This is a genomic window from Chthonomonas sp. (assembly GCA_016788115.1).
GTDB lineage: Bacteria > Armatimonadota > Fimbriimonadia > Fimbriimonadales > Fimbriimonadaceae > UBA2391.
On sequence record JAEURR010000006.1, the window covers coordinates 383717 to 410304 of the forward strand.

Consider the following 26588-nt stretch of genomic DNA (forward strand, 5'->3'; position numbering starts at 1 on the left):
TTAGAGAGCACCTGCCTTCAGCGCGTTGAACCGCGCCATCACCCGCCGTACATAGTCCTGAGTCTCACGAAATGGAGGCACCCCTCCGTGACGAGTGACCGCCCCGGGTCCCGCGTTGTAGGCGGCCAACGCCTTCTCCATATCTCCCGGGAACTGCTTCATCATCTGGCTGAGATAGCGTGCGCCTCCGCTCAAGTTCTGTTCGGGGTTAAAGGGGTCGGTCACTCCCAATGCGGCGGCGGTGCCCGGCATCAGCTGCGAGAGACCCTTGGCCCCTGCGCCTGAAACAGCGCGGGGGTTGTAACCGCTCTCCGTGCCAACGAGGGCCTCAAGCAACATCGGGTCGACGGAGGCCTTGGTCGCTGCGTCGCGGATGAGTCCCTTCAGTTCCTGTGGTGCGCCCTGCATCCCTTCGACCTTAGTGTCTTCGCCAAACGGGTTCATCGGGGCCATCGGCTTGGAGTCCGTGGGGCTCGGTGGCTTGCCAATCAACCCGCGCAAAGGCATGCCCTCGTTCTGATCGAGCTTGCCCGAAGTCGATTGCGCAAACGTCTCTTCGACGCCGAGCTTTGAATCGATCTTGGACTGAAGTTCTTGGATGCGAGCCTGGATGCCCGCTTGACCTCGTGGTTGGATTCTCATGCTGCCTTCCTTCGCAAAACGGCCCATTCGTCCGCTTCCGCCTGTTCAAACCGGTTGACTTCCAGCGTGTATTCCGCGTGCGCCTCGTCCCGCATGTTCTGAAGAGTTTCAGCCTCGCGGCGTTTCTCCAGCCAGGTCAGGCGCGCCGACTCGACTCCGGAATCGAGGATCCCGATCAGCGATCGCTGCATGTCCATCTCGTCTTCGAGTCGCTGCAAGAACGCCTCATTCACCACGATCTCATCGATGGTCGCGGGCTTCAGCACGAGTGCGGTTTGATGCCGATCACCCATTGTTTGCAGCGTCTTCTCGGCCTCAAGAAGCTTTTGCTGTGCCTCCAGGTACGCGTCCTTCGCCCATCCTTCGACCAGCAGCCGATACTCCAAAACCTTCTGCAATCGAAACTCAAACTTACGCATTCGCTAACCTCTCTACTTCGGCTATAGAAACCTCAAAATCGGACTCTTCCTGTTTGTCCTGTCGCAAAAACTTAGTGATCTCAGGCCACTTGCGCAGTGCCTCGTCGGCAATCGGCTTGGTGCCCTCTTTGTACGCACCGATCGAAACGAGATCTTCGACATCGCCATAGGCCGCGACCAACTCACGGAGGCGGTTCCCGCCCTGCACATGCTCGGGCGAAGTGACCATGGGCATCACGCGGCTCAGGCTGTTCTGCACATCGATGGGTGGGTAGTGTCCGCGGCTCGTCAGCTTGCGGCTGAGCACGATGTGACCATCAAGGATCGAGCGCGCCGCATCGGCAATGGGTTCGTTGGTGTCGTCGCCATCCACCAGGACCGTATACAGCCCCGTAATCGCGCCGCGCGAACCGCAACCAGCCCGTTCCATCAGCCTGGGCAACATCGCAAAGACGCTGGGGGTGTAACCCTTGGTACTCGGCGGTTCGCCCACCGCCAGCCCAACTTCGCGCTGAGCCATGCAAAAGCGAGTCACGCTGTCCATCATCAGCATCACGTTCAGACCCTGATCGCGGAAGTACTCGCAGATCGCGGTGGCAGTCATGGCTGCTCGAATCCGAACCAAGGCGGGCTCGTCGCTCGTGGCGCAGACGATGACGCTCCGGGACAGACCTTCCGGTCCCAAATCGTTCTCCATGAACTCGCGCACTTCACGGCCTCGCTCACCGATGAGCGCGATCACATTGACGTCTGCGCTGCCATTCCGAGCGATCATCCCAAGGAGCGTCGATTTGCCCACGCCGGAGCCCGCGAAAATCCCCATGCGCTGACCGACTCCGAGCGTCAGCATGCCGTCAATAGCCCGCACGCCGGAAGCGTAGGGCTGCTCGATCATGGTCCTTTCCAGTGCGTTCGGAGGCGACGCGAGGACGGGGTACCGTCGCTCGCATGCGATCGGCCCCAGCCCGTCCATCGGTTCGGCAAGCCCATTCAGGGCGCGACCCAAAAGCTCTGGTCCGACCGGAACTTGGAGACAACCGCCTGAGCTGTGGACCAGGTCGCCCGCTCGCACGCCGCGCATCTCGCCCAAGGGCATGAGCAACGTGCGGTCCCCCCGGAATCCGACCACCTCGGCGTGCATGTGCTCGCCAAAACTGTTCTCGATAAAGCAAAGATCGCCAACCCGCGCGTTTGGGCCGAGGCTCTCGACAACGAGCCCAACGACCTGGGTCACCCGACCGAAGACACGCAGCGTGCGCGCGTTCGGTAGTTTAGAGCGGAGTCCGTCGAATCGTGGAGCAACGACGTTCATCGGGCTCCTCCCAGGCTGTCGATGAGGGTGCGCAGACGCGTTTGAACAAGACCATCAATCCGCCCGCCGTCCGTATCGACGACGACGCCCGCGCTCAAGCTCGGGTCGCAAACGATCTCCACGTGCCGAAGTGACGGTGCCATGGCGAGTAGCTCGGTCTCGCGCCCTTGCAGTGCGGCAAATGCATTGCCATTCACGAGGACGCGGGCCGTATCGGCGTGAGTGACTTCCTGAAGGCATTCGCGGGCAATCCCAAGGACATCCCCGGGAGCGAGCGAGACTTCGCGGGCGATCACCTTCTCGGCGATCTCGATGCTAAGCGCGGCAAGCTCCTGCTCGGCGAGGAGCATCCACTCGGCCATCGCCTGTTTCACGCTGACGCTGAGTTGATCCAGATCCTTAAGGAACAGGGCGAGCGAGGTTTCATGCTCCAGCTTCGACTCACCATGAGCCTCGGCGTGACCGGTTTTGCGTCCCATGCGCATTCCGTAGTTGAACCCTTCGCTATATCCCAACTCGCGGCCTTCGTTCGAGGCCTCCAGTTTTACTTGCTCGAGCTCAGTTTGGATCCGGGAGAGCGACAGCTTGCCGCCGCTCGACTTGTGCCGGTTCCCTGCGTTCTCGACCGCCATGGAGTCATCGAACGGCTTGAGGACGGCGAGCATCGGCACCACCGAATCCGCATCTTTTCGGATGGCCGCCTTAGACAAGGACATCGTCCTCGCCGCGGCCGATCATGATCTCGCCTGACTCTTCCAACCGTCGGATGACCGCAACAATTTTCTGCTGCGACTCCTCGACGACTTTCATCTTGACTGGGCCCATGAACTCCATGTCCTCCTTTAGCATGCGCATCGCACGTTCGGACATGTTTCCGTAGATCTTCTGTTGGACCTGCGGCGTCACACCCTTCAGCGCGGTTGCAAGGTCCTTCACGTCGACTTCCTTCATGATCTGCTGGATCGAGCGGTCGTCCAAGCTCACGATGTCTTCGAAGACGAACATCATGTTTTTGACCGTGTCGGCCAGTTCGGGGTTGTTCTCCGAAAGCGTGTCCATGATGAGCCGCTCCGTCGATCGGTCCACGCGGTTGAGGAGCTCCACCAACTGCTTCGGACCGCCCGCCTTGGTCATTTCCGTGCTGATCAGCGAAGACACCTTCTTCTCCAGCACCTGCTCGACGCGCCGAATGACTTCAGGAGGGGTCTGATCCATGCACGCAATCCGCTCGGCGACGTCCGCTCGGAGTTCCGGTGCCAATTTACTTAGCACCAGGGCCGCCTGCGTCATTGGCATGTAGGCCAAGATCAAGGCGATCACCTGCGGGTGCTCGTCCTGAATGAAGCCTAACAACTGCTGCGGATCGGCCTTCCGCAAGAACTCGAACGGCACGACCTGCATGGCCGCGAGGATTCGCTTGACCATCGCATCGGCCTTCTCGTCACCAAAGGCCGCCGAGAGCACCTTGCGCGCCTGCTCCAGACCGCCTTCGGCGATGTAGTCCTGCGCCATGGCCATCTCGTGAAACTCGGTGATTACCTGCTCGCGCTGTTCGGTCGTAACCTTCTCCAACCGAGCAATCTCAACCGAAAGGGCCTCGACCTGCTCCTCATCGAAGTGCTTGATCACGTCGGCCGCCGATTCACCCAAGAGTGTCAGCATCACTGCGGCCTTGCGCCGCGACGTCAGAGCCTCGCCTTGCTTTCTCATCGTCCCTCATTTAATAGCCACGTCTTGAGGAGCATGGCAACGGTCTCGGGCCGCTCGGTGGACAGTTGCTTGAGCTGTTCCAACGGCACGTTGATGTGGTCAGGAATCTTTGCGATTCGAATGGTTTCGTTCTGGTCCACGAACTCCTTGAGCGCCGCGTGCTTCTCGTCCATTTCTTCGCCGTGGACAAGCCCTTCAGCGCCACGGATATCCCGATCGATCTGGCCCAGCACCTGGCCCTTGCGGGCGGCTTCCAGCGCCATTGGGCTGTTCGCGGCAACGGCGACTTGGCGCCCGTCCTGCTCGATGTACACGTGCTGCGCACTCGTGCTCAGCGGGATCATTTGCCCGTCCGGAGAGACCGCGACGAGCACGTTCGAGGCTTTACTTGCCTTTGCGATCGCCTTGACGACCATGAAGCCGACGAACAGCAATGCAGCGATCGGGAGGAAGCTCAGCAGTTGTTGACGCGTCGCCGCACCGGCTACCGCCGCTTCAGACTTCTTCACCTCTTCGTTCGCCGCTTTGTCGAACTCCGTGCTCGTGACTTCGACCTTGAAATTCTCAGCGTCCAGGGCAAGAGGTCCCAGCTCGCCGTTCAGGAATTTACGGACGGTTGCTTCGTCTTTAACGACCGACTTGTTGACCAGCACGTTGATCGCTAAGCGCTTGAGGTTGCCGGGAGCGTAGACGGTGTTGGTCCGGGTCTCCGTGACCTCCATCTGCTTCGCCTCTTGGGTGCCGGTGTAGGACTTGTTGTCGGTCGTATTTCCGCCGCCAGCAGCTGACGTCGCACCGTCTCCCGGCGTGTTGCTCGGGGTACCCACCGGGCCGGAGGCCACTGTGTTCGCATTCGCGCCCATGGATTCTGTGTTCTTCTCGATGTAAATCGGTTTGGTCGGCATCCGCTCAGTGCTTGAAAGCTCCCTCTTATCGAAGTTCAGCTCCAGCAGCGGGACGCTTACCACGGTATTGCCCTTGCCGAAGACCGAGTCCATGCGCGCTTGGAGCATGGCCTCTCGGCGCTTGGCCTCTTGCGTCTCGGTGTGCATGCGCTCCGTCGCAACTCCGCCGCCCGAAGCCTCAGACTCGCCATCGATGAGGGTGCGACCGGCTGCGGTGATGACAGTGATGTTCTGCGCCGTCAGCGAAGGGACCGCGAACTGCACCAAGCGCTGGATTGCACGGGCATGCTCGCCGGTCAGAGCGCCGTCGGTGGTCTCCTTGATCACGACACTCGCCGAAGCGGTCTCGCCGTCGCGGACGAAGGCGGTTTGACGCGGATTCGTCAAGTGGATGCGGGCAGTCGCCACGCCATCCATCTGTTCAATCGATCGGCTGATTTCGCCCTCAAGGATGGCGCGAATCTTCTCTCGCTCGGCGGTAGGAGTGTTCATGATGCCGAGCTTCTCCAGATCCTGGTAGCCAGCTTGGCCGCTGCTTGGGAGCTTCTGTGCCACCGCGAGCTTGCCTTGAACTTCGGCGATGCGGCTGGCAGGCACCATAATCGCACCCGATCGGTCCTGCTCGAACGGGATGCCCATCTTAGTGAGCTCATTTGCGACCGAGCCCTGATCCTGTGGCGAGAGATTGCGGAAGAGGACGTCCATCTTGGGTTTCCCCGCGAAGTACATCGTCCCAACGATCAAGCACACAAGAAATATGGAGCCAAAGATCGTGACGCTCTTCTGCGTCCGATCCGCCGTCTCCCACCAACTTCTAAGTTTTAGAATAATCGATTGCATAACCGCGCTCTAGGGCGCGGGGGCTAAACCTGCATTCGGCTCAACTCTTGGTACGCTTCGAGCACCTTGTTCCGAACCTGCATCGTGAGTTGCATCGCGATGCTGGCCCGTTCCATGGAGATCATCACGTCATGAGCTTCAACCCCCGACTGACCCGCCATGAAAGCGCTTTGCATCCCGCGAGCATCTTGCTGCGCGGAATTCACTTCCTTCACGGCGTCCATCAGCATCTGCCCAAAGTCCTCTCCGCCCATCGGCGATGACTTTGCTTGGGTGCCCTGTGCAAGGGCGCGGCTGAGAGTCTCATTGACAATTCGCATGACTTTTCTTAGATCTTTCCGATCGTCAGCGCGGCGCGAATCATGCCGCGTGCAGAGTTAAATGCAGCCACGTTCGCCTCGTAGGCTCGACTGGCGCTCATCATGTCCACCATCTCTTGGAGCGGCTTCACGTTACTGTAGTAAACAAATCCATTCTCGTCGGCAGCGGGGTTCCCCGGTTCATAAACCGGTCGCAGCGGCGACTGATCGCGGTCGATGCGCGTCACCTTGACGCCGTCGCCCGATGCCGTGAGCACCACATCCTGTCTGCGGTAGGCATCCTTGTCGGGCGTCTTGACAGTGTTTGCGCCCGCGATGTTCATGGAGATCACGTCCATGCGGAATCGTTCGGCGGTCATGCCCGAGCTACTGGCGCGCATCGCGCCGAACAGACCCATTATCGACCCTCCCGAATGACATTCTTCATACCGCCGAAGTAGCGGCTAGTGAACTCGGTGAGCATCTGGTAGCGCAGTTCGGTCTCGGCGATGGTGGAGACTTCTTTTTCCATGTCCACGCTGTTGCCGTCCACACGGACGTTCGTTTCCGAGCGCGTCTCGCGGTTGTCAAATCGTGCGAGGTGGCGAATGCGACCAAACTCTCGGTCTTCACCCGTCGCTTCATCGAGCGCAAGCGTGAAGTCACAGTCCTGACGCTTGTAACCCGGCGTGTTCACGTTCGCCAAGTTTTGCGTCAGAAGCCCGTGGCGCTTCGACGTACGGTCCAGAGCGATCTGGAACCGATCCGCTGTACTTCCAAAAATTGCGTTCAGCATGGGTCTTCTCCCATGCGAATCCGTTCGCGGCACGCTCCCATCCTGGTCGCGGCGCCCCACTTACAAGGGGACACAATCGTATCTTCGGGGATCGGTGGAGGGATCTGCAGGCTAATTTGCGGGGGTGCGAATCGTGCGCCACCTATGAGCCGAAATCGCGTCAAAAATTGAACAATTCCGAAATCGGGTATAGTCGAACCTGCCACGAAAGCGAACTAGGTTCGCCATGGTGCTTTGCGAGCCGATCCCTCTGCCTGCCTTGCTCCCGTCGGCTCTCAATCATGAAAAATCAATCGAACGGCTTTGCGGGCCTTGGCCTGCCCGCAGCTACCCTTAATTCATTGCGCCACCTTGGGTTTCACACCCCCACCCCCATTCAGCAGCTCGCCATTCCCGTTGCACTCGAGGGCAAAGACGTCCTCGGCATCGCGCAGACCGGAACGGGTAAGACCCTGGCCTTCGGCTTGCCACTGGTCTCCAGAATCCGACCAGGCAAGTGCGGCCTCGTCATTGCGCCGACTCGTGAGTTGGCTCAGCAGATTCAGGACAGCCTCCGAAGGCTCGGCCTCAGCTCAGCGTTACTCATAGGTGGGGCAGGCATGGTCCCTCAGGTGCGCCAACTGCGCTCCCGACCCCAAGTGATCATCGCCACCCCAGGTCGGCTGCTCGACCATATGAACCAGCGCACCGTCGATCTCCGCAACGTGGACATCGTCGTGCTGGACGAAGCCGACCGGATGCTGGATATGGGCTTCCTGCCCTCCATCACTAAGATCCTGGAGGCGCTACCGCACGGCCGACAGACCATGCTGTTCACCGCCACCATGCCGAACTCAATCGTCGAGCTCGCACGCAGCACGCAGCGAGATCCGGTGCGGTTGGAAGTCGAGAGCCAGACGGTCACCGCGGACAACATCACCCAAGAGCTCCTCGTCGTCGCGAAAGACGACAAGCAAGAAGTTCTCGGCGATCTGCTCGGCCACCACTCCGGATCGGTCCTCGTGTTTGCGCGCACCCGACACAGCGCGCGCAAGCTCACCGCCGTCGTCCGGCGCATGGGCCACTCCGCTGCCGAGATCCACTCAGACCGCACGCTTTTCCAGCGCCGCCAGGCACTCGATGGGTTCAAGTCTGGCGACTACCGCATCCTCATCGCGACGGACATCGCCGCGCGAGGCATTGATGTCCAGGAGATCTCGGTGGTCATCAACTACGACCTTCCGACCGTGCCTGAGGACTACGTCCACCGCATCGGTCGCACCGGTCGAGCAGGCGCAAGCGGCCTCGCCATCACCATGGCCAGCCCTGAAGAGCGGCGCGCTGTCGAAGCCATTGAGGAAGTCATTCAGCAAGAACTAGCTGCATCGACCCACTCGCGTGGGACGATCAATCGCCGTGTGCTGCGACCCCGCGTTCGATACGAGCACTACGAGCCGAAACACCACCACGGCAACTCGCACGATTCGCGTCCAAACCAGGACCGCAAGCCACACAGCGCACATCGACCCGAGCGTAAGCCGTTTGGCGAGAATCGACCGGATCGCCCAGCGTTCGGTGACAACCGAAACGACCGCAAGCCGTATGGCCCTAAGCCAAATGGTGACAATCGACCGGATCGCCCGTCGTTCGGTGACAACCGAAACGACCGCAAGCCTTACGGAGACAACCGACCGGAGCGCAAGCCGTATGGCCCTAAGCCGGAGGGTCAGTCGCGACCTGCGTACTCGCCCAAGCCGAAGCCCCAGGGCAGCAAGGATTACGGCCCCAAGCCGTTTGGCAAGCCTGCCCAGCCGAAGCCAGCCTGGAAAAAGGACAGCCGGCCCGCCGGTAACCGCCCGCATGGTCCTAAGCCGCAAGGCGCACCGGTCAGCCCGACAGGCACTCCTCGCCGACCGCGTCGTCCGCTCCGGACTCGACGCTAAGAACTAGTGGCCAAGCTGGTCGGGGTTCAACCCGGCCAGCTCTGGCAGCACGAAGATCCCATCCTTTCGGATGAGGACGTCGTCGAAGTAAATGTCGCCGCCGCCGTACTCGGCGCGCTGGATACACACGATGTCCCAGTGGATGTTCGACTCGTTCCCGTTCCCGCCAGTCCCCTCGTAGGCATTGCCCGGGGTCAGGTGGAAGCTCCCGCCGATCTTCTCATCAAAGAGCGTGTCCTTCATCGGGTGCAAGACGTGCGGGTTGTAGCCCAGCGACCATTCGCCGAAGTACCGCGCGCCGGGATCGGTGTCCAAGATTTTGTTCAGCGCTTCGGTGTTTGCGCCCGCCGTCGCCTCGACGATCTGCCCGTCCTTGACCCGGAAGAAGATGTTCGTGAACTCGGTGCCCTCGTACAGCGAGACGGTGTTGTACTGCACCGTGCCGTTCATCGATTCGCGCAGGGGTGAGCTGAAGCACTCGCCATCGGGGACATTGGCTTCGCCGCTGCACGGAACCGAGCCGACGCCCTTAATACTGAACGACAGGTCCGTCCCCGGCCCGGTGATGCGCACCCGATCGGTCCGGTCCATGAGCTCGCGCAAGGGTTCGGCGGCAGCGGCCATCTTGGCGTAGTCCACCAGGCACACCCGAAAGTAGAAATCCTCGAACGCTTCGGTGCTCATGGATGCCATCTGCGCAAAGCTCGGGTTTGGCCAGCGCAGTGCGACCCACTTGGTATTGGGCACGCGGGTCTCGAACACGACGGGCTTCACGTAGGTCTTGGCCCACATGCGGTTGACGTCGCCGGGCACGTCGCTCAATTCGAGGTTGTTGTGCGAACCTCGGAGGGCAATGTAGGCCGTCGATTGCTGCATCTCGTATAGCTCGACCGCGGTGTTGACCTGGGCGTTAGCTTCGGTCATGCCCATCATGCGCGCGCGGCGCACGGGAGACTGCTCGATCCGAGTGAGCACCTTGGCACCAAACGTGTAGGCCACGCGCACGAACTCGGCGGTTACCTCTTCGGGGATGTCAAACATGTGGAGAAGGACCGTGTCGCTCTCATTGAGCTTGCACGAATAGGAGCATAGTTGCTGGGCGAGAGCTGTGACGCGTGGGTCGATCATGCTGCGCAGTTTACTTGCCCCAGCTTCCTTCGCAAACAACAAGAGCCTCGCTTGCGGGGCAAGCGAGGCTCTTTGAAGACAACGGGTATGGGTGCGCTTAGCGCTTAACGAACTGGAAGCCGCGTCGCGCCTTCTTGCGTCCGTACTTCTTACGTTCCTTGATACGCGGGTCGCGCGTCAAGAATCCGCCTGCGCGGAGGGGCTTGCGCAGATTCTCGTCCATCTCGACGAGTGCGCGGGCGATTCCGAGTCGGACGGCGCCTGCCTGACCGGTGATGCCACCGCCCTTGGCCGTCGCCATCACGTCAAACTTGCCTTCGTAACCCAAGTGGGCAAACGGGCTGTTCACGAGAATCTCGAGAACTGGTCGGCCGAGGTATTCCGCATGCTCGCGACCGTTGATGTTGATTTTGCCTTCGCCTGGCTTGAGCCACACGCGTGCGATCGCGCTCTTGCGTCGGCCTGTTCCGTAGTTTCGATCCTTTGCCATCTAATTCTTTGCCTTTAGTCCTTCGTGATCTTCAGTTCGATTGGCTGCTGCGCTCCGTGCGGGTGCTCGGAACCGGCATAAACCTTCAACTTGCTAAACGTGGCGCGACCGAGCTTGGTCTTCGGGGTCATGCCCCAAATAACCTTCTCAACCAGCTTGGTCGGGGTGGTCTCGAGCATGCGTCCGCGGCTGATATTGCGTAGACCGCCCGGCCATCCGGTGTGCCAGTGGATGAGTTCGTCTTGCTTGCGGCCCGTCAGGACCACACGATCGGCGTTAATCACGACGACGAAATCGCCTACGTCCTGGTTGTACGTAAACGTTGGCTTGTGTTTGCCACGAAGGATCTTTGCGACTTGGGCGGCGAGCCGACCCACCGGCACGCCGGTCGCATCGACCACGTACCACTTGCGCTCTATATCCTGCGGCTTTGCGCTATAGGTTCTATTCATTATCTTTTCCCGTATTGTCTTCTTCGATAAATTGTGACTGACCGTAGTAGGATCTCCCGTATCGTATCCGCATTAGGCAAAGTCCTTGCGCGGGTAGAACGCGGGGCCATTGGAGCGAATCGCGGATACGCGGGTCCAGGAGGTTCGATACCTGCTCCTCGGGTCTGAGTCCCCTTCCGACTTCCACAAGCCCACCGCTGATCCTCCGCATCATTCCGCGGATGAACGCAGTTCCGATCACATCGATGTGGACCTCGTCCTGTCGCGCACGAACGGCGATCTTCAGGATCGTCCGCCTCGCGCTCTTGTCGAGTGCCATCTCTTCGCTGAATCCGCGAAAATCGTGCGTGCCGACTAGCTTCTGCGCGACTCGGTGCATGCGGTCGACATCCAATCGGTGCCAACACGGGGCCACAAATCGACTCCGCAGCGGGTCTCGCCTTTGCGGAAGTATTCGATACCGATACCAGCGATCCAGTGGACTGAACCGGCTGTGGAAGGTCTGCGCCACAGCGCTCGACCTCAGGACTGCCAGGTCCACGGGAAGCAATCGGCTGATCGTGTCCGCCCATCGTTGCGGGGGGATCGTGCACGCGGTGTCAAAGTGGCAGACTTGTCCTCGTGCATGCGCCCCGCTATCGGTACGGCTTGCTCCAACGATCTCGTTTTCCTCGCCCGAGATCCGGCGAACGGCTTCTGTCAATGTACTGCGGACAGATCTCTGTCCTTGTTGCGCGGCCCAGCCGCAAAAGTCGGTGCCGTCGTACGAGACGACGAGCTTGATTCTCTGAACTTTAGTCGACAAACTCCAACACTGCGGTCACCGCGGCGTCGCCCCGGCGCTGGCCGGTCTTCGTCAGTCGGGTGTAGCCGCCCTGTCGATCCTTGAATCGGGGAGCAACGTGGTCGAAGAGGTACTTGACGAGGTCTTCGCCGTTGATCAGGCTCTTCGCCTTGAGGATCTCCAGCTTCTCGATGTCGCTCTTGCCGGCGAGCAGTCGCATCGGCTTCGGCGAGCTGCTGCTATGACCGACGAGGACCTTGCGAGCTTCGCGTCGCGCGGCAAGCGTATCGCTCTTCGCGGTCGTCACGAGCTTCTCGACGAGGCGCTGCAGTTCCTTTGCGCGGCCCAGGGTGGTGTGGACGTATCCGTGCCGCACCATCTGGCGCGTCAGGTTCGTCAAGAGTGCCCGGCGCTGATCGCTTGGCAGTCCAAGTTTTCTACGATCGACTTTGTGTCTCATGGGTTACGTCCTTAGTTCAGTCAAAATCCTCTTCGTCATCGTCCAAGAGGTCGATAGCTCGGTAGCCGCCCTTCGGTGGCTTGAGGGCGAGTCCGTGCTCTTCGAGCTTCTCGCGCACTTCAGTCAGAGACTTCTTACCGAAGCCTCGGATACCTGTCAAGTCGCTCTCCGTGACCGTCGCCAGATGCTTGAGCGTCAGTAGGCTCGCGCGGCGAAGGCAGTTGAACGTGCGCTGCGAGAAGTCGAGCTCCTCGATCTTGATGTCGGGCACGTTTGAGAGATCGTCCTGCTCCTCACCCTCTTCTTCCAGCGAGAAGTCCGCGGTGGACTTGCCTAGGTCGAAGAACATGCGGAAGTACTTGTCGAGAATTTGTGCGGCCTGGGTAACGGCGTCGTTGGGCGGGACCGCTCCGTTCGTCGTCACGTCCAGCACCAGTCGCTCATAGTCGGTTCGCATGCCGACGCGGGTCGCTTCGACGGTGCAGTTGACCTTTCGGACCGGAGTGAACTGGGACCCGGTGGTGATGATACCGATGGTGCCCTTGTATCGCTCCTGCTTCTCGGGGAGCACGTAGCCCGTGCCGTATCCGACGTACAGGTCAGCGGTCAGGTTCGCGCCCTTGTCGCTGATGCTCGCGATGTAGACCTCAGGGTTCACGATCGAAACGCCTTCGGGGCAGACGATATCTGCACCGGTCACGCGTCCCGGACCCTTCACGTCGATCTTCAGCACGATCTCCTCGGGAGGCACGCCTTCGAATTCGACTTTGATGGCCACGTAGCGCAGGTTGAGCAAAAGCTCGGTCGCATCTTCCTTCACGCCAGGGATCGGGGCGAACTCGTGGAAGACCTTGTCGATCTTCACGGCGGTGATCGCAGCACCCTGGATCGAGCTAAGCAGCACGCGCCGGAGTGCGTTGCCGATCGTCTGGCCGTATCCGCGCTCCAGCGGCTCCAGCACAAACTTTCCGTATTCTGTATTCAGGTCCAGTGTTTGAATATGAGGCATAGTGGCTCTCGCCCGAACTCGGGCTTGAATCTCTCTAGAGTTTTGAGTCCATTCCCGTGGGATGGACAGAGGGACTCGGGCCGCGAGGGCCCGAGTCAGTAGTGACGAATTAGATTTAGACTCGGCGCTTCTTCGGCGGGCGACATCCGTTGTGCGGGATCGGAGTTACGTCGCGGATCGATCCCACATCCATGCCTGCAGCCTGCAGGGCTCGGATCGCGGTTTCGCGTCCACTGCCGGGACCGCTAACGAAGACATCGACTCGGCGCATGCCGTGCTCGGCAGCCTTTCGGGCTGCACTTTCACTGGCGAGCTGCGCGGCGAACGGGGTGCCCTTGCGGCTACCCTTGAAGTTCACGTTGCCTGCGCTCGACCAGCACAACGCGTTGCCTTGCGGATCGGTGATCGTGACGATCGTATTGTTAAACGTGCTGTGGATGTAGGCATGACCCGTCGCCACTTGCCGCTTCTCTTTCTGCTTACCTCGAGGTGCTTGCTTGCGTGCCATGGGTCCTCCTTACTTCTTCGCCTTCTTCTTGCCAGCGACAGTCTTGGCCTTGCCCTTGCGGGTTCGTGCGTTCGAACGAGTGTTCTGTCCGCGAGTGGGCAGACCGCGTCGATGGCGCAGGCCACGATAGCAGCCGATCTCCATCAGGCGTCGAATATTGCCGTAAACATCACGGCGGAGGTCGCCTTCGACCTGATACTCCGCGTCGATAATCTCGCGGAGCTTTCCGATTTCTCCCTCGGACAGGTCCTTCACTCGAGTGCGCGGGTCAATCCCGGCCTTCTCGATGATGGCTCGACCATTCACCCGACCGATCCCGTAAACGAGCGGAAGGGCGTACAAAATCGCTTTTTCGCGTGGTAAATCTACACCGGCAATACGTGCCACTTGTTATTAATTCCTCCAGATCACCCTTGGCGTTGCTTATGCTTAGGGTTCACGCAGATCACCCGCACGACACCTTCGCGCTTGATGATCTTGCACTTGTCACAAATTTTCTTTACACTGGCCCTGACTTTCATAGCGTGTCCTGCGTCATAGAAGCTAAAGCTTCGTTCGAGACGCCTTCGACGCAAACTAAAGCAGAACTCCTCGCGGTGACAAGGAAGGAGCTCACTTTCGTGCGCGATCTCAAATTATACCAACGGCAACCTCCGGAGTTCAAGGGGGCGCAGTCAGATTCTCAAGGGGCGACTTCTTCGGCCATCTCGCGCAAAGTCTGAACGCGCATCCCCACCGCCCGGGTGAAGGAGACCAGTTCCTTGATCTGCGCCAACTTGACATCCACTTTGGCCAGCACTTGCGGCCGGACGACCACCGTCGCACTTTGGCCGTGCGAAGCGAACGCCCGCAGCTGGGTCTTGACCGATTCCATCCAAGCCCTCGCCGTTTGACCGGATCGCAGCGCATCTCTTTCCGGGCGGGTCTCGACCTTAAAGATTCTCAGATCGGTGCGCTCTACCGTTTCGCCAGGAGTCGCCATCGCGCTTACGAACCGGATCTGTTCCGGCAGCTCAAGCCCGATGGGCAACTCGCCCCGGAGACCGCAACCTTGGATCGCGTGTCCGTGCATTGCGAACAACTCCTTCGCCTGGGCCCACCGAACTGCCAACTGGTCGGGCTGCTTGCAGAGCCAATCCAGGTGGTGACCATCGTTGAGAACCGCGTCGGCGATGGTCGGAAAGGCCCGCAGAGAGCGGTTCGACGTAAAGAAATGGTACTTAGCCCCCGTGTGCCGCGCCTGCTCAAGGAGCTTGAGCACCATCGCTGGCTCACCATGACCAAACTCTTCGCCGTCTGGACTGTCCCAGGGGACATAGTCCAGATCCACGCGCAGGCACAGCGAACCCGTCATGCTCTGTTAGGCGTCCTGGAGGACGACAATTCCGGGCAGGACCTTGCCTTCCAGAAACTCAAGGCTCGCCCCTCCGCCCGTGCTCACGTGGGACACCTGATCGGCGAACCCAAACTCTTCGATCGCCGCTGCGCTATCGCCGCCTCCTACGATCGTCACGCCTTCGGACTCCGCCATTGCTGCGGCGACGGCTCGCGTCCCTTCCGCAAAAGGTGCCATCTCGAAGACGCCCATAGGGCCATTCCAGATTGCGGTCCCAGCTTCGGCGATCTTTTGGCGGAACGCGGCAATCGTTGCGGGTCCGATGTCCGCACCGAGCTGATCCGCGGGGATCTCGTCGACGCTCACCGTTGCGGTGGCCGCAGCGGGACTCAGTTCTGATGCCACGACCACATCGGTGGGGATGAAAATTTTGTCGGAGTGCTCGTTCAGCAGGTCCGCCGCGTAGCCCAAGTTCGACTCATCCAAGAGCGACTTGCCGATCTCCTTGCCCTGAGCCTTGAGAAACGTGAAGGCCATGCCGCCGCCGATCAATAGTGCGTCAACCTTTGGCAGAAGCTGGTCGATCACTGTTATCTTATCCTTGACTTTGGCCCCGCCGAGGATGGCGACGAATGGTCGCTTCGGGTCTTCCAGCGCGCCGCCCAGGTACGCCAATTCCTTCTCGATCAAGAACCCGGCGTAGGCTGGCAACAGGTGCGCGACCCCCTCGGTGCTCGCGTGGGCGCGATGCGCCGTCCCAAAGGCATCGTTCACGTAGAGTTCGGCCAGATCCGCCAGTTGCTTCGCAAAGGCGGGGTCGTTCGCCTCCTCTTCGGGGTGGAACCGGACGTTCTCGAGTAGCACCACGTCGCCGTCCTCAAGCTTGTTCACACCGCCCGCTACTTCGGGTCCGATGCAGTCTGGCAAGAGCTCGACGTGCTGGCCAAGCATCACCGTCAACCGTTTGGCGACCGGATCCAGTGTGAACTCGGGCGTGACCCCCTTCGGGCGACCGAGGTGGGAGCAGAGCACCACCCGCGCCCCGTGGCTGATCAGAAATTTGATGGTGGGAAGCGCCGCTTCGATCCGGGTGTCATCTGTGATCCGCGTGCCTTCCATTGGCACGTTGAAGTCACATCGAACAAGAACACGCTTGCCCGCGACTGGGGCGTTCCGGACGGTCGCTTTACCAAAGGCCATACCTGGAGTTTACCGTCTGGCATAAGAATGCCCCCGTATCACTACGGAGGCATTCCGAACACGATCTCGAGCTCGCTTACTTGGGCATGCTCGGGTCGTTGGGAGCCGCCCCTGCCGGGTTCGCGCTGGCGGCACCAGTCGGGTTCGGCGGAGGGTTCAATGGCAAGCCATTCTCCTTGTTGATCCCTTCTTCGAGGGAACCGACCGCCTTGCCCTGTTCACTACTCGTCGACTTGGTGATAGAAACACCCGCCGCGATCAACGCGAGCACTACGATGGCAATGAGAGCGAGTTTCTTTTTCTGATCATCCATGGGTTATTTGTAATCCTCGCTCCAGTGAACCATGTTCTTCGCCTTGTTGGTTACTGCAAGCGTCGGGTTCGTTACCCACAGATTGTCCATGACGGCAGCCTGCTTCATCGAAGCGACGTGCCCGTCAGTGAACCCCCAGTTGGTGGTGCCGTTGTAGGCGCCGATGCTACCAACGCCAGTCGCGTAACCGGTGCAGGTGTAGGTCAAGAAGTTCGGGTAGAGCGGCCAGCTGCGAATGTTTGCGCTGTAGTATCGCCACCAGCTTCGAAGGTTCGAAGTCGAGCTCGTCATCCACAGCGGATACATGTTAATCGTGGATGCGGTCTGACCAATCGCACTCTGCGTAAGCGAGTCCGAAATGAACACGTTCGAGTCATTCGAGGTTCCGTGAACGCCGAAAGTATGGGTGACGCTCGTCTCCGCCGCGTTGTTGTCGTTCCCCCGGAAGGTGAACGCGTAGCTGATCGCGTAACCTGGCTGCTTGCCAGCCTGGCCGCAGGTGTTTCGCGTGATCGAGTCGATGGGTGCCTTCCAGATCTGCTCGTTCTTCATGTAAGGCTGAAGCATGTCTTCCGGCCCGATGAGCATGTTGGTATTGGCCGGGGTAATTCCGCCCGACTGCAACCGGTGGAACATATCGTCCGTGTCGTTGAGATACAAGATCGACGCGATTGCTGTCTGCTTGATGTTGTTGATGTCCTGCGTCTTCTTGGCGGCAAGTTTCGCCTGGGCAAAGACGGGGAACAAAATTGCGGCAAGGATCGCAATGATGGCGATCACGACCAAGAGTTCGATAAGAGTGAAAGCGCGTCTTCGCGCATATGAGGACTTCATGGTTGACTCCAGAATATAAGGACATGGCGGCTGAGCCGCCCAATTCATTCTAACCCAGATTCCCCGCGGATGTGGTCGTTCTCGGAATATTCGCCCTCAATCCTTGAGGTATCCTGACGCTCCACCCGGACGTAGCTCAATGGATAGAGCATCAGTCTTCGGAACTGAGGGTTGGGGGTTCGAGTCCCTTCGTCCGGGCCACTGCCCGTCTTATGCGCTCACTTTGATGACGCTAGGCTCGCCTTCGCGCCCCGATAGCGTGATGTGCACGGGCATGAACTGTTTGATCACCCAAGCCATCGTGATCAGCCGTTGGGTCAGTCGCGAGGTTGAATACTCGCACGGCTCTCCAGAGAGGACACACCCGATCAGCAGCTGATCCGCAAGATAAGGGTCGGTTGTGGCCCCGTTCTTCAGCCACTGCTCGAACTCGTCGAACGCCTGAGTCACAACGTGCTCGATGCGCACCCCGCGAGCACCCATGGCCCCCGCTGAGCCGAATCCCTTCTGGAACTCGGCACCCACCGACACGTACGCGCCGGGGCTGCGGGCTTCCACGGCCAGGTGTTCCACCTCGAGTTGGAGCCCGCGCTCGCGGGCCAGCTTCAGCGCGAACTCAGCTCCGCGCTCGCCGATCCCCTCTTGGAGACCACCGGTCGTGACCACGCAGTAACCTCGAAGCCACTCGCCGCGACGATCCCAGTGGATCGGCAGGAACGCACTCGGCTCGACCTCCACCACCATCTCGCCCGCAGACGCGTAGCCAAACCCCGCAAGTTGCAGCCGTGGAAAGGCGCACAGCCCCTGGCGTCGGTGCGCGGCGAGGGTCGTCCTCTCGAAACTGTCAAAGGTGAGCGTGTTGGCGTTGTAAGTCTCCCCGTGGATGAGCAATTTCGAATAGCTACCCGCTCGGGCGAGCACCGGTAAGACAGACTCCGCGATGATCAGGGCGTTGCCGGGCTGGCTTCCCTTCTCGTGTTCTTGAACATCCAATCGCGTGGTGAGCGGCCGCACGGAGTTCTTGGGCTCGAACTTTAGGTCACTCGATCGCAACTCGTCGCCCTCGAGCGCGGCGTGGGTGGCCGCCTCCAGGGCGCGTACGAAAGTAAGATCTTCGGAGCTTAAACCCGGTTTCCTGGTCGCCCCACGGATGTTATGGACCCGCACCGGAATGGACGTCAACGCAGAGAGCGCGAGCGCAGTGCGAAAGAGGGCCGCCCCTCCTTCACCGTAGGATCCGTTGAGGACAATTGGTTGCGGCGCGGTCGAACTCTTCATCTACAGTTTCAGGTTGAAGAACACGTACTCTAGGATCTTCAAGATGTAGGCCATTACGACGAGCATGAGACACACAAGCAAGACTTCGCGGAGCATCACGAGCCCGCCAGGATCGGTACCGAGCGTCCCGGTCGCTTCCCGAAGAGTCGCCGAGCTAATCACCTTATCGGCCTGAGCCATCGATCGCTCCAGTACCGCCAACAATGCGGGCCGGAGCAGTGCATACAAACCGATCACTGTCGCGAGGGCGATGGGCAGCGACAGTTTGTACTTGTGCCTCTGGTGCTCGTTGTAAATGACGCACTGGCGGCACCGCTCCATCTTCTGCTCTTTCGAGATCGTGTGACTGTAGGGGATGTACTTGGCGGCAAGAAGTGCGTCCCGCGGGATCTGAATACCCTCCATGGCCCCTTTGATCACCTTCTCTTCGCACATGCAGCCGACCCGCTCCTTCCAGCACGTGCGGCGGCTATGGTAAATGGGGCACTGCTCGCGGACGAACTTGCGACAAAAAGGGAGTTGCCAGCACTTGCCCATGAATACGTTCTGGATCGATTCACTCTTGATCCCCTTCCCGTACTTCATCAGGTCGGACCTCGTCCCGTGCTTAATGCGATCCTTGACGCGACCAGCGACATACGCAAGCTCCACGATGACGCCGATGACCAGGAGGATCAGCCCCCCGGACTGCAGGTCGCTCATCGCCTGCACGACCACGGTGTGGCTTGAGTTCGCCCCCGCCATCACGATCGGCAGCCACAGCGGGATGAATTGGAGAAGCGCACCGAACAGGGCCTGGATGATGCCGGTCACTTCGTCGCCCCAGAACAGATAGGTCGTGCTGACCCCAAGAGCGAAACAACTGGCCAGCAACGCCTTCCTGGCCATGACCAAGTTGTTCATTGCCGCGGCGATCGGCGCGCTGCTGCCCCCGTCACCGCCGAATAAGCCGATGTAATAGAACATCAACCCTGCAGATGCGATGAGCCCAAGGAATGCAAGCGCCGCCGTGGCCTTTGCGAACCCATCCAGCAAACCAGAAAGGATCTCCTCGGCGTGGCGAGAGGGACCTAGACCTTTGTTCTGCGCCATTGTTTCAGTATCCCCGACTGGGGCCCACGAACTTACTTCTTACTGACGCGTTCGATGTACGAATCGGACCGGGTATCGACCTTGATGAGGTCACCTTCATTGATGTGGAACGGAACTTGGACCACCGCGCCCGTTTCCAGAGTCGCTGGCTTGGTCGCCCCGCCGCTCACCGTGTCGCCCTTGACACCAGGTTCGGTCTCCGAGATCACGAGTTCCACTGTGTTCGGCAGTTCATAGCCCATGACCTTATCGTCCACGGTCAGAGCTTGCACTTCCATCTCTTCCTTCAAGTACTTGCACCCTTCCCCGAACTGCTCTTCGGTGGTGTGCACCTGATCGTAGGAATCCAAATCCATCAGCACGATCTCGTCGCCCTGGCGGTACAGGTACTGGAGCTTCTTCTTCTCCATGTAGGCAGACTCGAACTTCTCACCCGATCGAAAGGTGCGCTCAAAATTGTTGCCCGTGCGCAGCCGTCGCAGTCGAGTGCGCACGAAGGCACCGCCCTTGCCTGGCTTTACATGCTGGAATTCCAGAATCTGATAGACCTCGCCATCGATGTAGATGGCCATACCGTTCTTAAAATCGCTGGTGTCAATTGCCAAAGTCGTTTTCCCCCGCAGTCGCGTTGTGGGTTATTTTGGCATCTTCGGGAGATTCCCGACCTCCATGCATAAAAAGGCCCCGACTGGTGCCGGGGCAAGTAGCTTCTTGTCGTTACAGCATGGGTATCCATGACTACCGAACCCCGTTCCCCCCACGTTCCAGATTCGATTGTCTATTCGTAGCGAACCCCAGATGCAACAATTCGACTAGGACCATCGGTCCGATCAGTGCTCGTGCTCAGGATCCTCGAGATTATCGATGTTGTGCATTCCGTAGTTGTCGTGGTCGGTGGCAGGTCGAGTCCGGTCGAGCGTCTGTACGAATCGGAACCACTTAGCATGACCGTCGATGAAACCGTAGTTACTCCCTTCTCCGTGGCGGCCAACATTCGCCGAATCCACCGCGATCGCTCCGGTCGCGGGGTCCACCAGCCGATAACCTGAGCCATCCAGCAACCCTCGCTCCCAGTTGCCGTCCGGTGTGGACCCCCAAGGGTGATAGTCAAAGTACGCAACGTCGCGGTGCCGCGAACTGGTGAAGATCTGCTCGGCGGGCCGGGAGATTGCACCGAGCGACATACCATGCGCGAAGAATCCGTTCACCAGATAGTCCGTTCGCAAGCGATTCCAGTCGGTCAGAGTCAACGGCGATGGGAACTTGGTCGGGTTGCTCGATACGGTGGCATCTCGTAAGATCTCTCGGTTCTTCATGTAAGGAGTGAGCGGGGCAAACCAAGGGTACAGGTCGGCGACCGTCTCCCCCGCTTCTAAGTCGTGGTGTGATGCCGGGCTGTGATCGTCGTTATCCCCGGCGTACAGCAGCGCGGCCAGAGCGATCTGCTTCTGGTTGCTCAGGTCGGCCGTCTTCTTAGCTGCCATCTTGGCTCGAGCAAAAACGGGGAACAGAATCGCAGCGAGGATCGCGATGATCGCAATCACGACGAGCAGTTCTATCAAGGTAAAGGCACGAGTCAACGGACGCATACATACATTTTGTCTCTCTTGCAAGAAAAATGCAATTAGATTTTGAGGAAACGCTCGGCAGGCATAATGGAAGGATCCAATGATCCCCGTTTTCTTCAAGATCGGCAGCTTCGAGGTGCGCAGTTATGGAGTGATGCTGATCCTCGCGGTCGCTGCTGGCGTCTGGTGGGGATCGAAGCGGTTGACCGCTGCGGGGTTTCCGGGCCAGAAGCTGCTGGATGGCACGCCGTGGCTGCTGATCCCCGGTGCGCTCGGGGCCCGGATCATGTTCATTGCCCAGGAGTGGGGCTACTACCGCGAGCACCCGCATGAACTATGGTCCCTGAAATTCGATGGCCTCACCAGCTTCGGGGGGTTCCTCTTTGGCGCGCTTGGACTCATCTACTACTGCCGACGGATCAAGCTGCCGGTCATGCGCGCCCTCGACGCTCTGGCTGCCCCCTTGCTCATGGCGAACGCCGTGGGGCGCGTCGGGTGCCTGCTCAACGGGTGCTGCTTCGGCGTGGCGACTCAGAGTTGGATCGGAATTCGCTTTGCTACGGAGCCGCGCTACCACCACCACCCCGCGCAAAGCTACGAATCTGCGATCAACCTTGGGCTCATGGCGCTGTTGCTGCTATGGGAGCGCCGCGGAACACTGCGCCCCGGACAGGCCAGCGGCATCTCTCTCGTCCTGCTGGGGCTGGGACGATTCATCTACGAGTTTTGGCGCGCGGGCACGCGTGAAGAGGTCGCCCAGGGGATCGCGAGTTCGACAAAGATTCCAGGCTGGCCCATCACCGAGGCGCACCTTGCCGCGGTGATGATCATGTTCATTGGCTGCACGCTGGCGATAGTCTGCGGGCGGGCGAGAACAACTGAAAATTCCGTCAAAAACTCGCCCAAGTAGCGAACATTTGAACCCGAGAAACGTAGAAAGCCAGTGGGAACAAGGCCCTAGCTACGGTCGTGCGGGGTTCCTGGTTGGTAATCTGAAACCATGCTTGCTCGCCCTCGACTAGCCCGACACCTTCTTGCGCTGACCTTGGTGGTCAGCGGTGCCCACGCGGCGTTCGCGTTCGCGGATGTTCCGGTTGGGACGCTCACGCTATCGGATGCGCTCAAGCTCGCCAAGGAGCGTAACGGCCGGCTCGGAGCGGCGATTGCCGATCTCGACGGCGCACGGGCCCAAAAGGCAATTGCCCAAGGGGCATTCTTGCCAACCTTGACTCCCAACTACGACTACTCAACCGGTCGCCGGAACACGTACACCGGCTCGCCGCGCATCTCGGCGAATGAGCAGATCTCCACAACGAGTCTTGTAGCAAGTTGGCAACTGCTGGATTCCGGCGCTCGCCAAGCACGCCTCCGCGGCAGTCGCAATTCCCTGCTCGCCCAAGAGCTGACGGCGACGGATACCCTCCGCCAAGTCCTGTTCTCAGTCCACCAGTCGTTTTTCGATGCACTCCGGGCCCAGGAATTGTTGCGGGTTCAAGAGGCGCAACGGACGCGCGCGACCGCCATCCTCGAACAGACCAAGCTTCGAGTCGAAGTCGGTGACGCTCCGCGCAAGGACATCTTGCAGGCGACGGCCGATCAGCTCAACTCCGAAGTCTCGGTCCTCCAAGCCGACAACCAAGTGACCGACTCGCTCGCAACCTTGCGCGCCGTTGTAGGGCTCGGCGAGCAGAAGGAGCCGATGAGCCTAGAGCGTGTGGTCGAGCCGAAGCTTGCGCGTTTGACGGAGCCGCTGACCGACGTGACCCAGCGGGGTATGAGCCGCCGGGCCGACATTGCTGCCCAGCGCAAGCAAGTCGAAGCCACACGGTTCGATGTCAAGCTGGCCGAGATCGACGGCGGCATCCAGTACTCGCTCGACACCACGGCGACGCGGATCTTCGGCAAAGATGTAAGCGATCGCAAGCTCATCAGCTTCACCGCGACCGTGCCGCTCTTCGATGGCGCGCGCTCCAAAGAGACTGTCCGCAGTCGCCGAGCCTCGCTGAGATCTCAGGAACTCCGGCTGCTCCAGTCCGAGCGAGAGGCGGCCGCCGAGATTGAGAGCGCATACAAGGCGTACAACCAGAACGCTGCCCGGCTGGAGGCAGCCAACGCCGCCCTCGCTGCGGCCCAAGAAAACTTTGATGCCGCCAACGAAGCAATGCGGCTGGGTGCAGGTTCGCTGATCGACATCTTGACGGCCCAGGTGAGTCTGGTGACAGCGGAATCGAACCGAGTGCAAGCGCTGTACGACGCGCTCATCTCGGACGTTCGCTACCGGTTGGCCGTCGGAGAACCGCTCCCCGGAGAAGAATGACAAAGAAGACAATCCTGATCGGCGTAGGCGTCATCGCCTTGGCGGTGACTGGCACCCTGTTGCTGCGGGGCGGAACGGCCGCCCCGGAAATCGACTACAAGTACGCGAAGGTCACCAAAGGCGAGATCGTCAGCAGCATCAGTGCGACTGGCCAACTGGTCGCCTTCACCTCGGTGGATGTTAAGTCGAAGGCCGGAGGCGAAGTCACCAAGCTGCTGGTGCAAGAGGGTCAGCGCGTCAAGAAGGGCGACGTGATTGCCCTGATCGACCCGCGCGACACACGGGCCAGCTTTGAGCAGGCACAAGCCGACGTCGTCAGCGCCGAAGCCCGCGTGAACTCGGCCACGACCAACGCCAGTCTCGAGCGCGAGAACAGCATCACCAGTGTTCGGGACGCCGAGATCGCCGTTGCAACGGCCAAGATCCGCCTCCAGCGGGCTGAAGAAAACGCGAAGGCCCAGCCGGGTCTGAGCGGCGCAGAGCTCAACAGCGCTCGCGCGGCTCTCGCAACCCAACAAGCCGCGATGCGCGAGCTGGAGTTGGTGACCATTCCCCAAACTCGCAAGGACGCCGAAGTCGCCCTCGAACGCACGAGAGTGGACTTCGAAACCGCAGACGCGGATTTTAGCCGCCAACGCGACCTCCTGGCGAAGGGATTCGTCAGCCAAAGCGTCGTGGACCGAGCCTCGGCCGCCCTCGAATCGGCGAAAGCCGCTTATCAATCCGCGCAGGTCCGCTCTCGGAACCTGGACGCTCAGCTCGGCGCACAGCTCGATACCCAGCGGCAGCGGTTGAAGGACGCGGAAGCTGGCTTGCAGCGAGCACAGGCCAATCAGGGCCAAGTTCCGATTTCGCAACGGAATCTGGATGAAGCGCGCCAGGCGGTCGAGCAGGCGAAGGTCGCTCTCGAGCGTGCGCGCGACGCCAAGAGCCAGGTCAAGGTGCGCGAGGCCGACGTCGCCGCCGCTCGTGCGAGCACCGTACGGAGCAAAGTGGCGATGTCCAACGCCAAGGTGCAGTTGGAGAGCACGGAAGTCGTAGCCCCCCGCGATGGGGTCGTGACCACGAAGTACCTCGAAGAGGGCACAATCATCCCGCCCGGCACGAGCACGTTCTCTCAAGGCACTAGCCTGGTTCAAATAAGCGACATCACCCGCATGTTCGTGGAGTGCCAGGTGGACGAGGCCGACATCGCCCAGGTCCGTGTTGGGCAGAATGCGCGCGTCATCCTCGAGGCGTATCCTGGGCGGACATTGGTTGGAAAGGTGGATCGCGTCAATCCCGCTGCGGTCACTGCAAACAACATCACCGCCATCAAGGTTCGCGTCGAAGTGATCTCTCAGAAAGGCGTGGAGCTGATGCCGGGCATGACGGCGACGTGCGAGTTCCTCACACTACAGATCCCCGACGCCATGCAAGTCCCAAGTCAGGCGATCAAGGACGAAGGCGGCAAATCGTACGTCTTGGTGAAGGGCAAGGACCCTAAGAAGCCCGACAAGCGCGACGTGGAAGTGGGGGAGACCGGCAATGACGGAACTCAGATCCTTTCGGGATTGAAAGTCGGGGACGAAGTCGTCATCGCTGAAATCGACCTCGCTCAGCTCCGCGAGGTGCAGAAGAAGATGCTTGAGGCCCAGCAGGGCGGTGGACTCGCAGGCGGAGCACAGGGCCCCGGCGGTCGTGGTGGCAGTCGACCTTCGACGGGCGGCGGCATGGGTTCGGGCGGTGGGCGCCCCAGCGGTGGCGGGGGTGGAAGCCGCTGATGCGATTCGGCGATAGCTTCGAGAGTGCGCTGAGCGCCATCGTTGCGAACAAGCTTCGGTCGATCTTGACCATGCTTGGCGTCGTTATCGGCGTCGGTTCGGTCATCGCGATGATCGGCATCGGCGAGGGAACCAAGCAGAAGTCACTCGAAAACATCGCCGTCATGGGTTCCAACATGATCACCGTAATGCCGGACTGGCGTCGGGGCGGCATGAGTGGTGGCAGCGCCGCGTCCGCGCTCAAGGACGAGGACGTCAAGCGAATCAAGGATCGAGTCCCGCTCGTCGAGCTGATCACCGGCGCGGTCCGCAGCGGCTCAACCGCAAAGGTTGGGAATCGCAGCGCGCAGACAACCGTCATGGGCGCAGAACCACAAATCGCGATCATCCGCAATGCCACCAAAATGCTCCAGGGCCAGTGGTACACCGAAGAAGATGACGTACTCACCAAGCAAGTCTGCGTCTTGGGGTACCAGGTCTATGACCAACTTTTCGCAGGCGAGAACGCCGTGGGGAGCACGATCAAGATCAAGGGACAGAACTACGAAGTCCTGGGAGTCGTGAGCTACAAGGGCGGCTCGGGCTTCATGAACCCTGATGACCAGATCTACATCCCGCTCCGCACCGCACAGAAGCGGCTTATGGGCAAGACCACACTCGACATGATCACCATCCAAGCCCGGCAGACGGACCTGATGCCCAGCACTCAGATGGACATCGAGAACGTACTGGGCGAGAAGCGCCGCAGCGCGACCGGCGAGGCGCAATTCCGAGTCTTCAATCAGGGAGAGATGATTGAGCAGATCGAAACACAATCGCGCTTATTGAGCCTGCTGCTAGCTGGCATCGCGAGCGTCTCGCTCCTCGTAGGCGGCATCGGGATCATGAACATCATGCTCGTTTCGGTCACCGAGCGGACGCGTGAGATCGGCCTGCGCAAGGCGATTGGCGCAAAGCGGGAGGGCATTTTGACCCAATTCTTGCTGGAAAGCGTGGTCATGTGTGTTTTCGGCGGGGTCATCGGCATTATGCTGGGATCAGTCGCGGTGAAGTACGTCTCCGGTGCGCTGCAAGTGCCACCAATCGTGAATCCCGCCGCGATTGGGGTGGCCTTTTTGTTCAGCGTCTTTGTCGGCCTGTTCTTCGGTCTGTACCCGGCGATCCGGGCCAGCAGCCTGCAGCCCATCGAGGCGCTTCGACACGAGTAATCA

General features: G+C 60.2%; 31 protein-coding genes and 1 tRNA gene. 6 read left to right on the forward strand and 26 right to left on the reverse strand.

Annotated features, from left to right (window positions below):
* The 9 genes from JNM85_07020 to flgB are packed head-to-tail and all read right to left on the reverse strand — an operon-like array spanning position 1 to position 6923.
* Positions 1-642 (reverse strand): lytic transglycosylase domain-containing protein, encoded by a 642-nt coding sequence (locus tag JNM85_07020; GenBank protein ID MBL8087807.1) that lies wholly within the window; start codon positions 640-642, stop codon positions 1-3.
* On the reverse strand, positions 639-1061 hold the full coding sequence (locus JNM85_07025; protein ID MBL8087808.1) for a flagellar FliJ family protein: 423 nt from the start codon (positions 1059-1061) through the stop codon (positions 639-641). The genes JNM85_07020 and JNM85_07025 overlap by 4 nt, the downstream gene beginning before the upstream one ends.
* On the reverse strand, positions 1054-2373 hold the full coding sequence (locus JNM85_07030) for a FliI/YscN family ATPase (protein ID MBL8087809.1): 1320 nt from the start codon (positions 2371-2373) through the stop codon (positions 1054-1056). The genes JNM85_07025 and JNM85_07030 overlap by 8 nt, the downstream gene beginning before the upstream one ends.
* On the reverse strand, positions 2370-3083 hold the full coding sequence (locus JNM85_07035; protein MBL8087810.1) for a hypothetical protein: 714 nt from the start codon (positions 3081-3083) through the stop codon (positions 2370-2372). Before JNM85_07035 ends, JNM85_07030 begins: the two co-directional genes overlap by 4 nt.
* Complete coding sequence (fliG, locus tag JNM85_07040) at positions 3076-4083, reverse strand: flagellar motor switch protein FliG (GenBank protein ID MBL8087811.1); 1008 nt, start codon at positions 4081-4083, stop codon at positions 3076-3078. Before fliG ends, JNM85_07035 begins: the two co-directional genes overlap by 8 nt.
* Positions 4080-5828 (reverse strand): flagellar M-ring protein FliF, encoded by a 1749-nt coding sequence (gene fliF / locus JNM85_07045; GenBank protein ID MBL8087812.1) that lies wholly within the window; start codon positions 5826-5828, stop codon positions 4080-4082. Before fliF ends, fliG begins: the two co-directional genes overlap by 4 nt.
* Before the next feature lie 23 nt (positions 5829-5851).
* Positions 5852-6148, reverse strand: coding sequence for a flagellar hook-basal body complex protein FliE (fliE, locus tag JNM85_07050; GenBank protein MBL8087813.1), 297 nt, complete (start codon positions 6146-6148; stop codon positions 5852-5854).
* An 8-nt stretch (positions 6149-6156) separates the two neighbouring features.
* The gene (flgC, locus tag JNM85_07055) at positions 6157-6546 is read right to left on the reverse strand and encodes a flagellar basal body rod protein FlgC (protein ID MBL8087814.1); all 390 of its coding nucleotides are present in this window, start codon (positions 6544-6546) and stop codon (positions 6157-6159) included.
* Positions 6546-6923 (reverse strand): flagellar basal body rod protein FlgB, encoded by a 378-nt coding sequence (gene flgB / locus JNM85_07060; GenBank protein MBL8087815.1) that lies wholly within the window; start codon positions 6921-6923, stop codon positions 6546-6548. The genes flgC and flgB overlap by 1 nt, the downstream gene beginning before the upstream one ends.
* A 281-nt stretch (positions 6924-7204) precedes the next feature.
* Between flgB and JNM85_07065 the strand changes: the two genes are divergently transcribed.
* Positions 7205-8845, forward strand: a complete 1641-nt coding sequence (locus JNM85_07065; protein ID MBL8087816.1) for a DEAD/DEAH box helicase — start codon at positions 7205-7207, stop codon at positions 8843-8845.
* 3 nt (positions 8846-8848) lie between these two features.
* Here JNM85_07065 and JNM85_07070 read toward each other — a convergent pair whose 3' ends face one another.
* The 13 genes from JNM85_07070 to JNM85_07130 all read right to left on the reverse strand — a co-directional run bounded on the left by JNM85_07070 (position 8849) and on the right by JNM85_07130 (position 17359).
* Positions 8849-9973, reverse strand: coding sequence for an aminopeptidase (locus tag JNM85_07070; protein MBL8087817.1), 1125 nt, complete (start codon positions 9971-9973; stop codon positions 8849-8851).
* Between the two features lie 97 nt (positions 9974-10070).
* Positions 10071-10463, reverse strand: coding sequence for a 30S ribosomal protein S9 (gene rpsI, locus JNM85_07075; protein MBL8087818.1), 393 nt, complete (start codon positions 10461-10463; stop codon positions 10071-10073).
* A 14-nt stretch (positions 10464-10477) separates the two neighbouring features.
* Positions 10478-10915, reverse strand: a complete 438-nt coding sequence (rplM, locus tag JNM85_07080; protein MBL8087819.1) for a 50S ribosomal protein L13 — start codon at positions 10913-10915, stop codon at positions 10478-10480.
* The gene (gene truA, locus JNM85_07085) at positions 10908-11720 is read right to left on the reverse strand and encodes a tRNA pseudouridine(38-40) synthase TruA (protein MBL8087820.1); all 813 of its coding nucleotides are present in this window, start codon (positions 11718-11720) and stop codon (positions 10908-10910) included. Before truA ends, rplM begins: the two co-directional genes overlap by 8 nt.
* Positions 11710-12159: a 50S ribosomal protein L17 gene (rplQ, locus tag JNM85_07090; protein ID MBL8087821.1), complete on the reverse strand. Its 450-nt coding sequence runs from the start codon at positions 12157-12159 to the stop codon at positions 11710-11712. Before rplQ ends, truA begins: the two co-directional genes overlap by 11 nt.
* A 16-nt stretch (positions 12160-12175) precedes the next feature.
* Positions 12176-13168: a DNA-directed RNA polymerase subunit alpha gene (locus JNM85_07095; GenBank protein ID MBL8087822.1), complete on the reverse strand. Its 993-nt coding sequence runs from the start codon at positions 13166-13168 to the stop codon at positions 12176-12178.
* Between the two features lie 115 nt (positions 13169-13283).
* Positions 13284-13676: a 30S ribosomal protein S11 gene (gene rpsK, locus JNM85_07100; protein MBL8087823.1), complete on the reverse strand. Its 393-nt coding sequence runs from the start codon at positions 13674-13676 to the stop codon at positions 13284-13286.
* Between the two features lie 9 nt (positions 13677-13685).
* The gene (rpsM, locus tag JNM85_07105; GenBank protein MBL8087824.1) at positions 13686-14063 is read right to left on the reverse strand and encodes a 30S ribosomal protein S13; all 378 of its coding nucleotides are present in this window, start codon (positions 14061-14063) and stop codon (positions 13686-13688) included.
* Between the two features lie 20 nt (positions 14064-14083).
* Positions 14084-14197, reverse strand: a complete 114-nt coding sequence (rpmJ, locus tag JNM85_07110) for a 50S ribosomal protein L36 (protein MBL8087825.1) — start codon at positions 14195-14197, stop codon at positions 14084-14086.
* Positions 14198-14358: 161 nt separating this feature from the next.
* Positions 14359-15030, reverse strand: a complete 672-nt coding sequence (locus JNM85_07115) for a hypothetical protein (GenBank protein ID MBL8087826.1) — start codon at positions 15028-15030, stop codon at positions 14359-14361.
* 6 nt (positions 15031-15036) lie between these two features.
* Positions 15037-16212 (reverse strand): phosphoglycerate kinase, encoded by a 1176-nt coding sequence (locus JNM85_07120; GenBank protein MBL8087827.1) that lies wholly within the window; start codon positions 16210-16212, stop codon positions 15037-15039.
* Between the two features lie 76 nt (positions 16213-16288).
* Positions 16289-16525 (reverse strand): hypothetical protein, encoded by a 237-nt coding sequence (locus JNM85_07125; protein ID MBL8087828.1) that lies wholly within the window; start codon positions 16523-16525, stop codon positions 16289-16291.
* A 3-nt stretch (positions 16526-16528) separates the two neighbouring features.
* Complete coding sequence (locus JNM85_07130) at positions 16529-17359, reverse strand: prepilin-type N-terminal cleavage/methylation domain-containing protein (GenBank protein MBL8087829.1); 831 nt, start codon at positions 17357-17359, stop codon at positions 16529-16531.
* Between the two features lie 125 nt (positions 17360-17484).
* On the opposite strand from JNM85_07130, the gene JNM85_07135 reads away from it, so the two are divergent.
* Positions 17485-17560, forward strand: a tRNA-Arg gene (locus tag JNM85_07135).
* A 9-nt stretch (positions 17561-17569) separates the two neighbouring features.
* Here the strand turns inward: JNM85_07135 and JNM85_07140 are convergent.
* The 4 genes from JNM85_07140 to JNM85_07155 all read right to left on the reverse strand — a co-directional run bounded on the left by JNM85_07140 (position 17570) and on the right by JNM85_07155 (position 21318).
* On the reverse strand, positions 17570-18637 hold the full coding sequence (locus JNM85_07140; GenBank protein ID MBL8087830.1) for a hypothetical protein: 1068 nt from the start codon (positions 18635-18637) through the stop codon (positions 17570-17572).
* Complete coding sequence (locus tag JNM85_07145; protein ID MBL8087831.1) at positions 18638-19729, reverse strand: hypothetical protein; 1092 nt, start codon at positions 19727-19729, stop codon at positions 18638-18640. It lies immediately after the preceding gene.
* A gap of 32 nt (positions 19730-19761) precedes the next feature.
* Positions 19762-20301 carry an elongation factor P gene (efp, locus tag JNM85_07150; GenBank protein MBL8087832.1) on the reverse strand — a complete coding sequence of 180 codons (540 nt, stop codon included), beginning with the start codon at positions 20299-20301 and terminating at the stop codon, positions 19762-19764.
* A 258-nt stretch (positions 20302-20559) separates the two neighbouring features.
* On the reverse strand, positions 20560-21318 hold the full coding sequence (locus JNM85_07155; protein ID MBL8087833.1) for a prepilin-type N-terminal cleavage/methylation domain-containing protein: 759 nt from the start codon (positions 21316-21318) through the stop codon (positions 20560-20562).
* Between the two features lie 79 nt (positions 21319-21397).
* On the opposite strand from JNM85_07155, the gene JNM85_07160 reads away from it, so the two are divergent.
* The 4 genes from JNM85_07160 to JNM85_07175 all read left to right on the forward strand — a co-directional run bounded on the left by JNM85_07160 (position 21398) and on the right by JNM85_07175 (position 26585).
* The gene (locus JNM85_07160; GenBank protein ID MBL8087834.1) at positions 21398-22207 is read left to right on the forward strand and encodes a prolipoprotein diacylglyceryl transferase; all 810 of its coding nucleotides are present in this window, start codon (positions 21398-21400) and stop codon (positions 22205-22207) included.
* A gap of 90 nt (positions 22208-22297) precedes the next feature.
* On the forward strand, positions 22298-23614 hold the full coding sequence (locus JNM85_07165; protein ID MBL8087835.1) for a TolC family protein: 1317 nt from the start codon (positions 22298-22300) through the stop codon (positions 23612-23614).
* Complete coding sequence (locus JNM85_07170) at positions 23611-25377, forward strand: efflux RND transporter periplasmic adaptor subunit (GenBank protein ID MBL8087836.1); 1767 nt, start codon at positions 23611-23613, stop codon at positions 25375-25377. Before JNM85_07165 ends, JNM85_07170 begins: the two co-directional genes overlap by 4 nt.
* Positions 25377-26585: an ABC transporter permease gene (locus JNM85_07175; protein ID MBL8087837.1), complete on the forward strand. Its 1209-nt coding sequence runs from the start codon at positions 25377-25379 to the stop codon at positions 26583-26585. The genes JNM85_07170 and JNM85_07175 overlap by 1 nt, the downstream gene beginning before the upstream one ends.
* Positions 26586-26588: the final 3 nt, after the last annotated feature.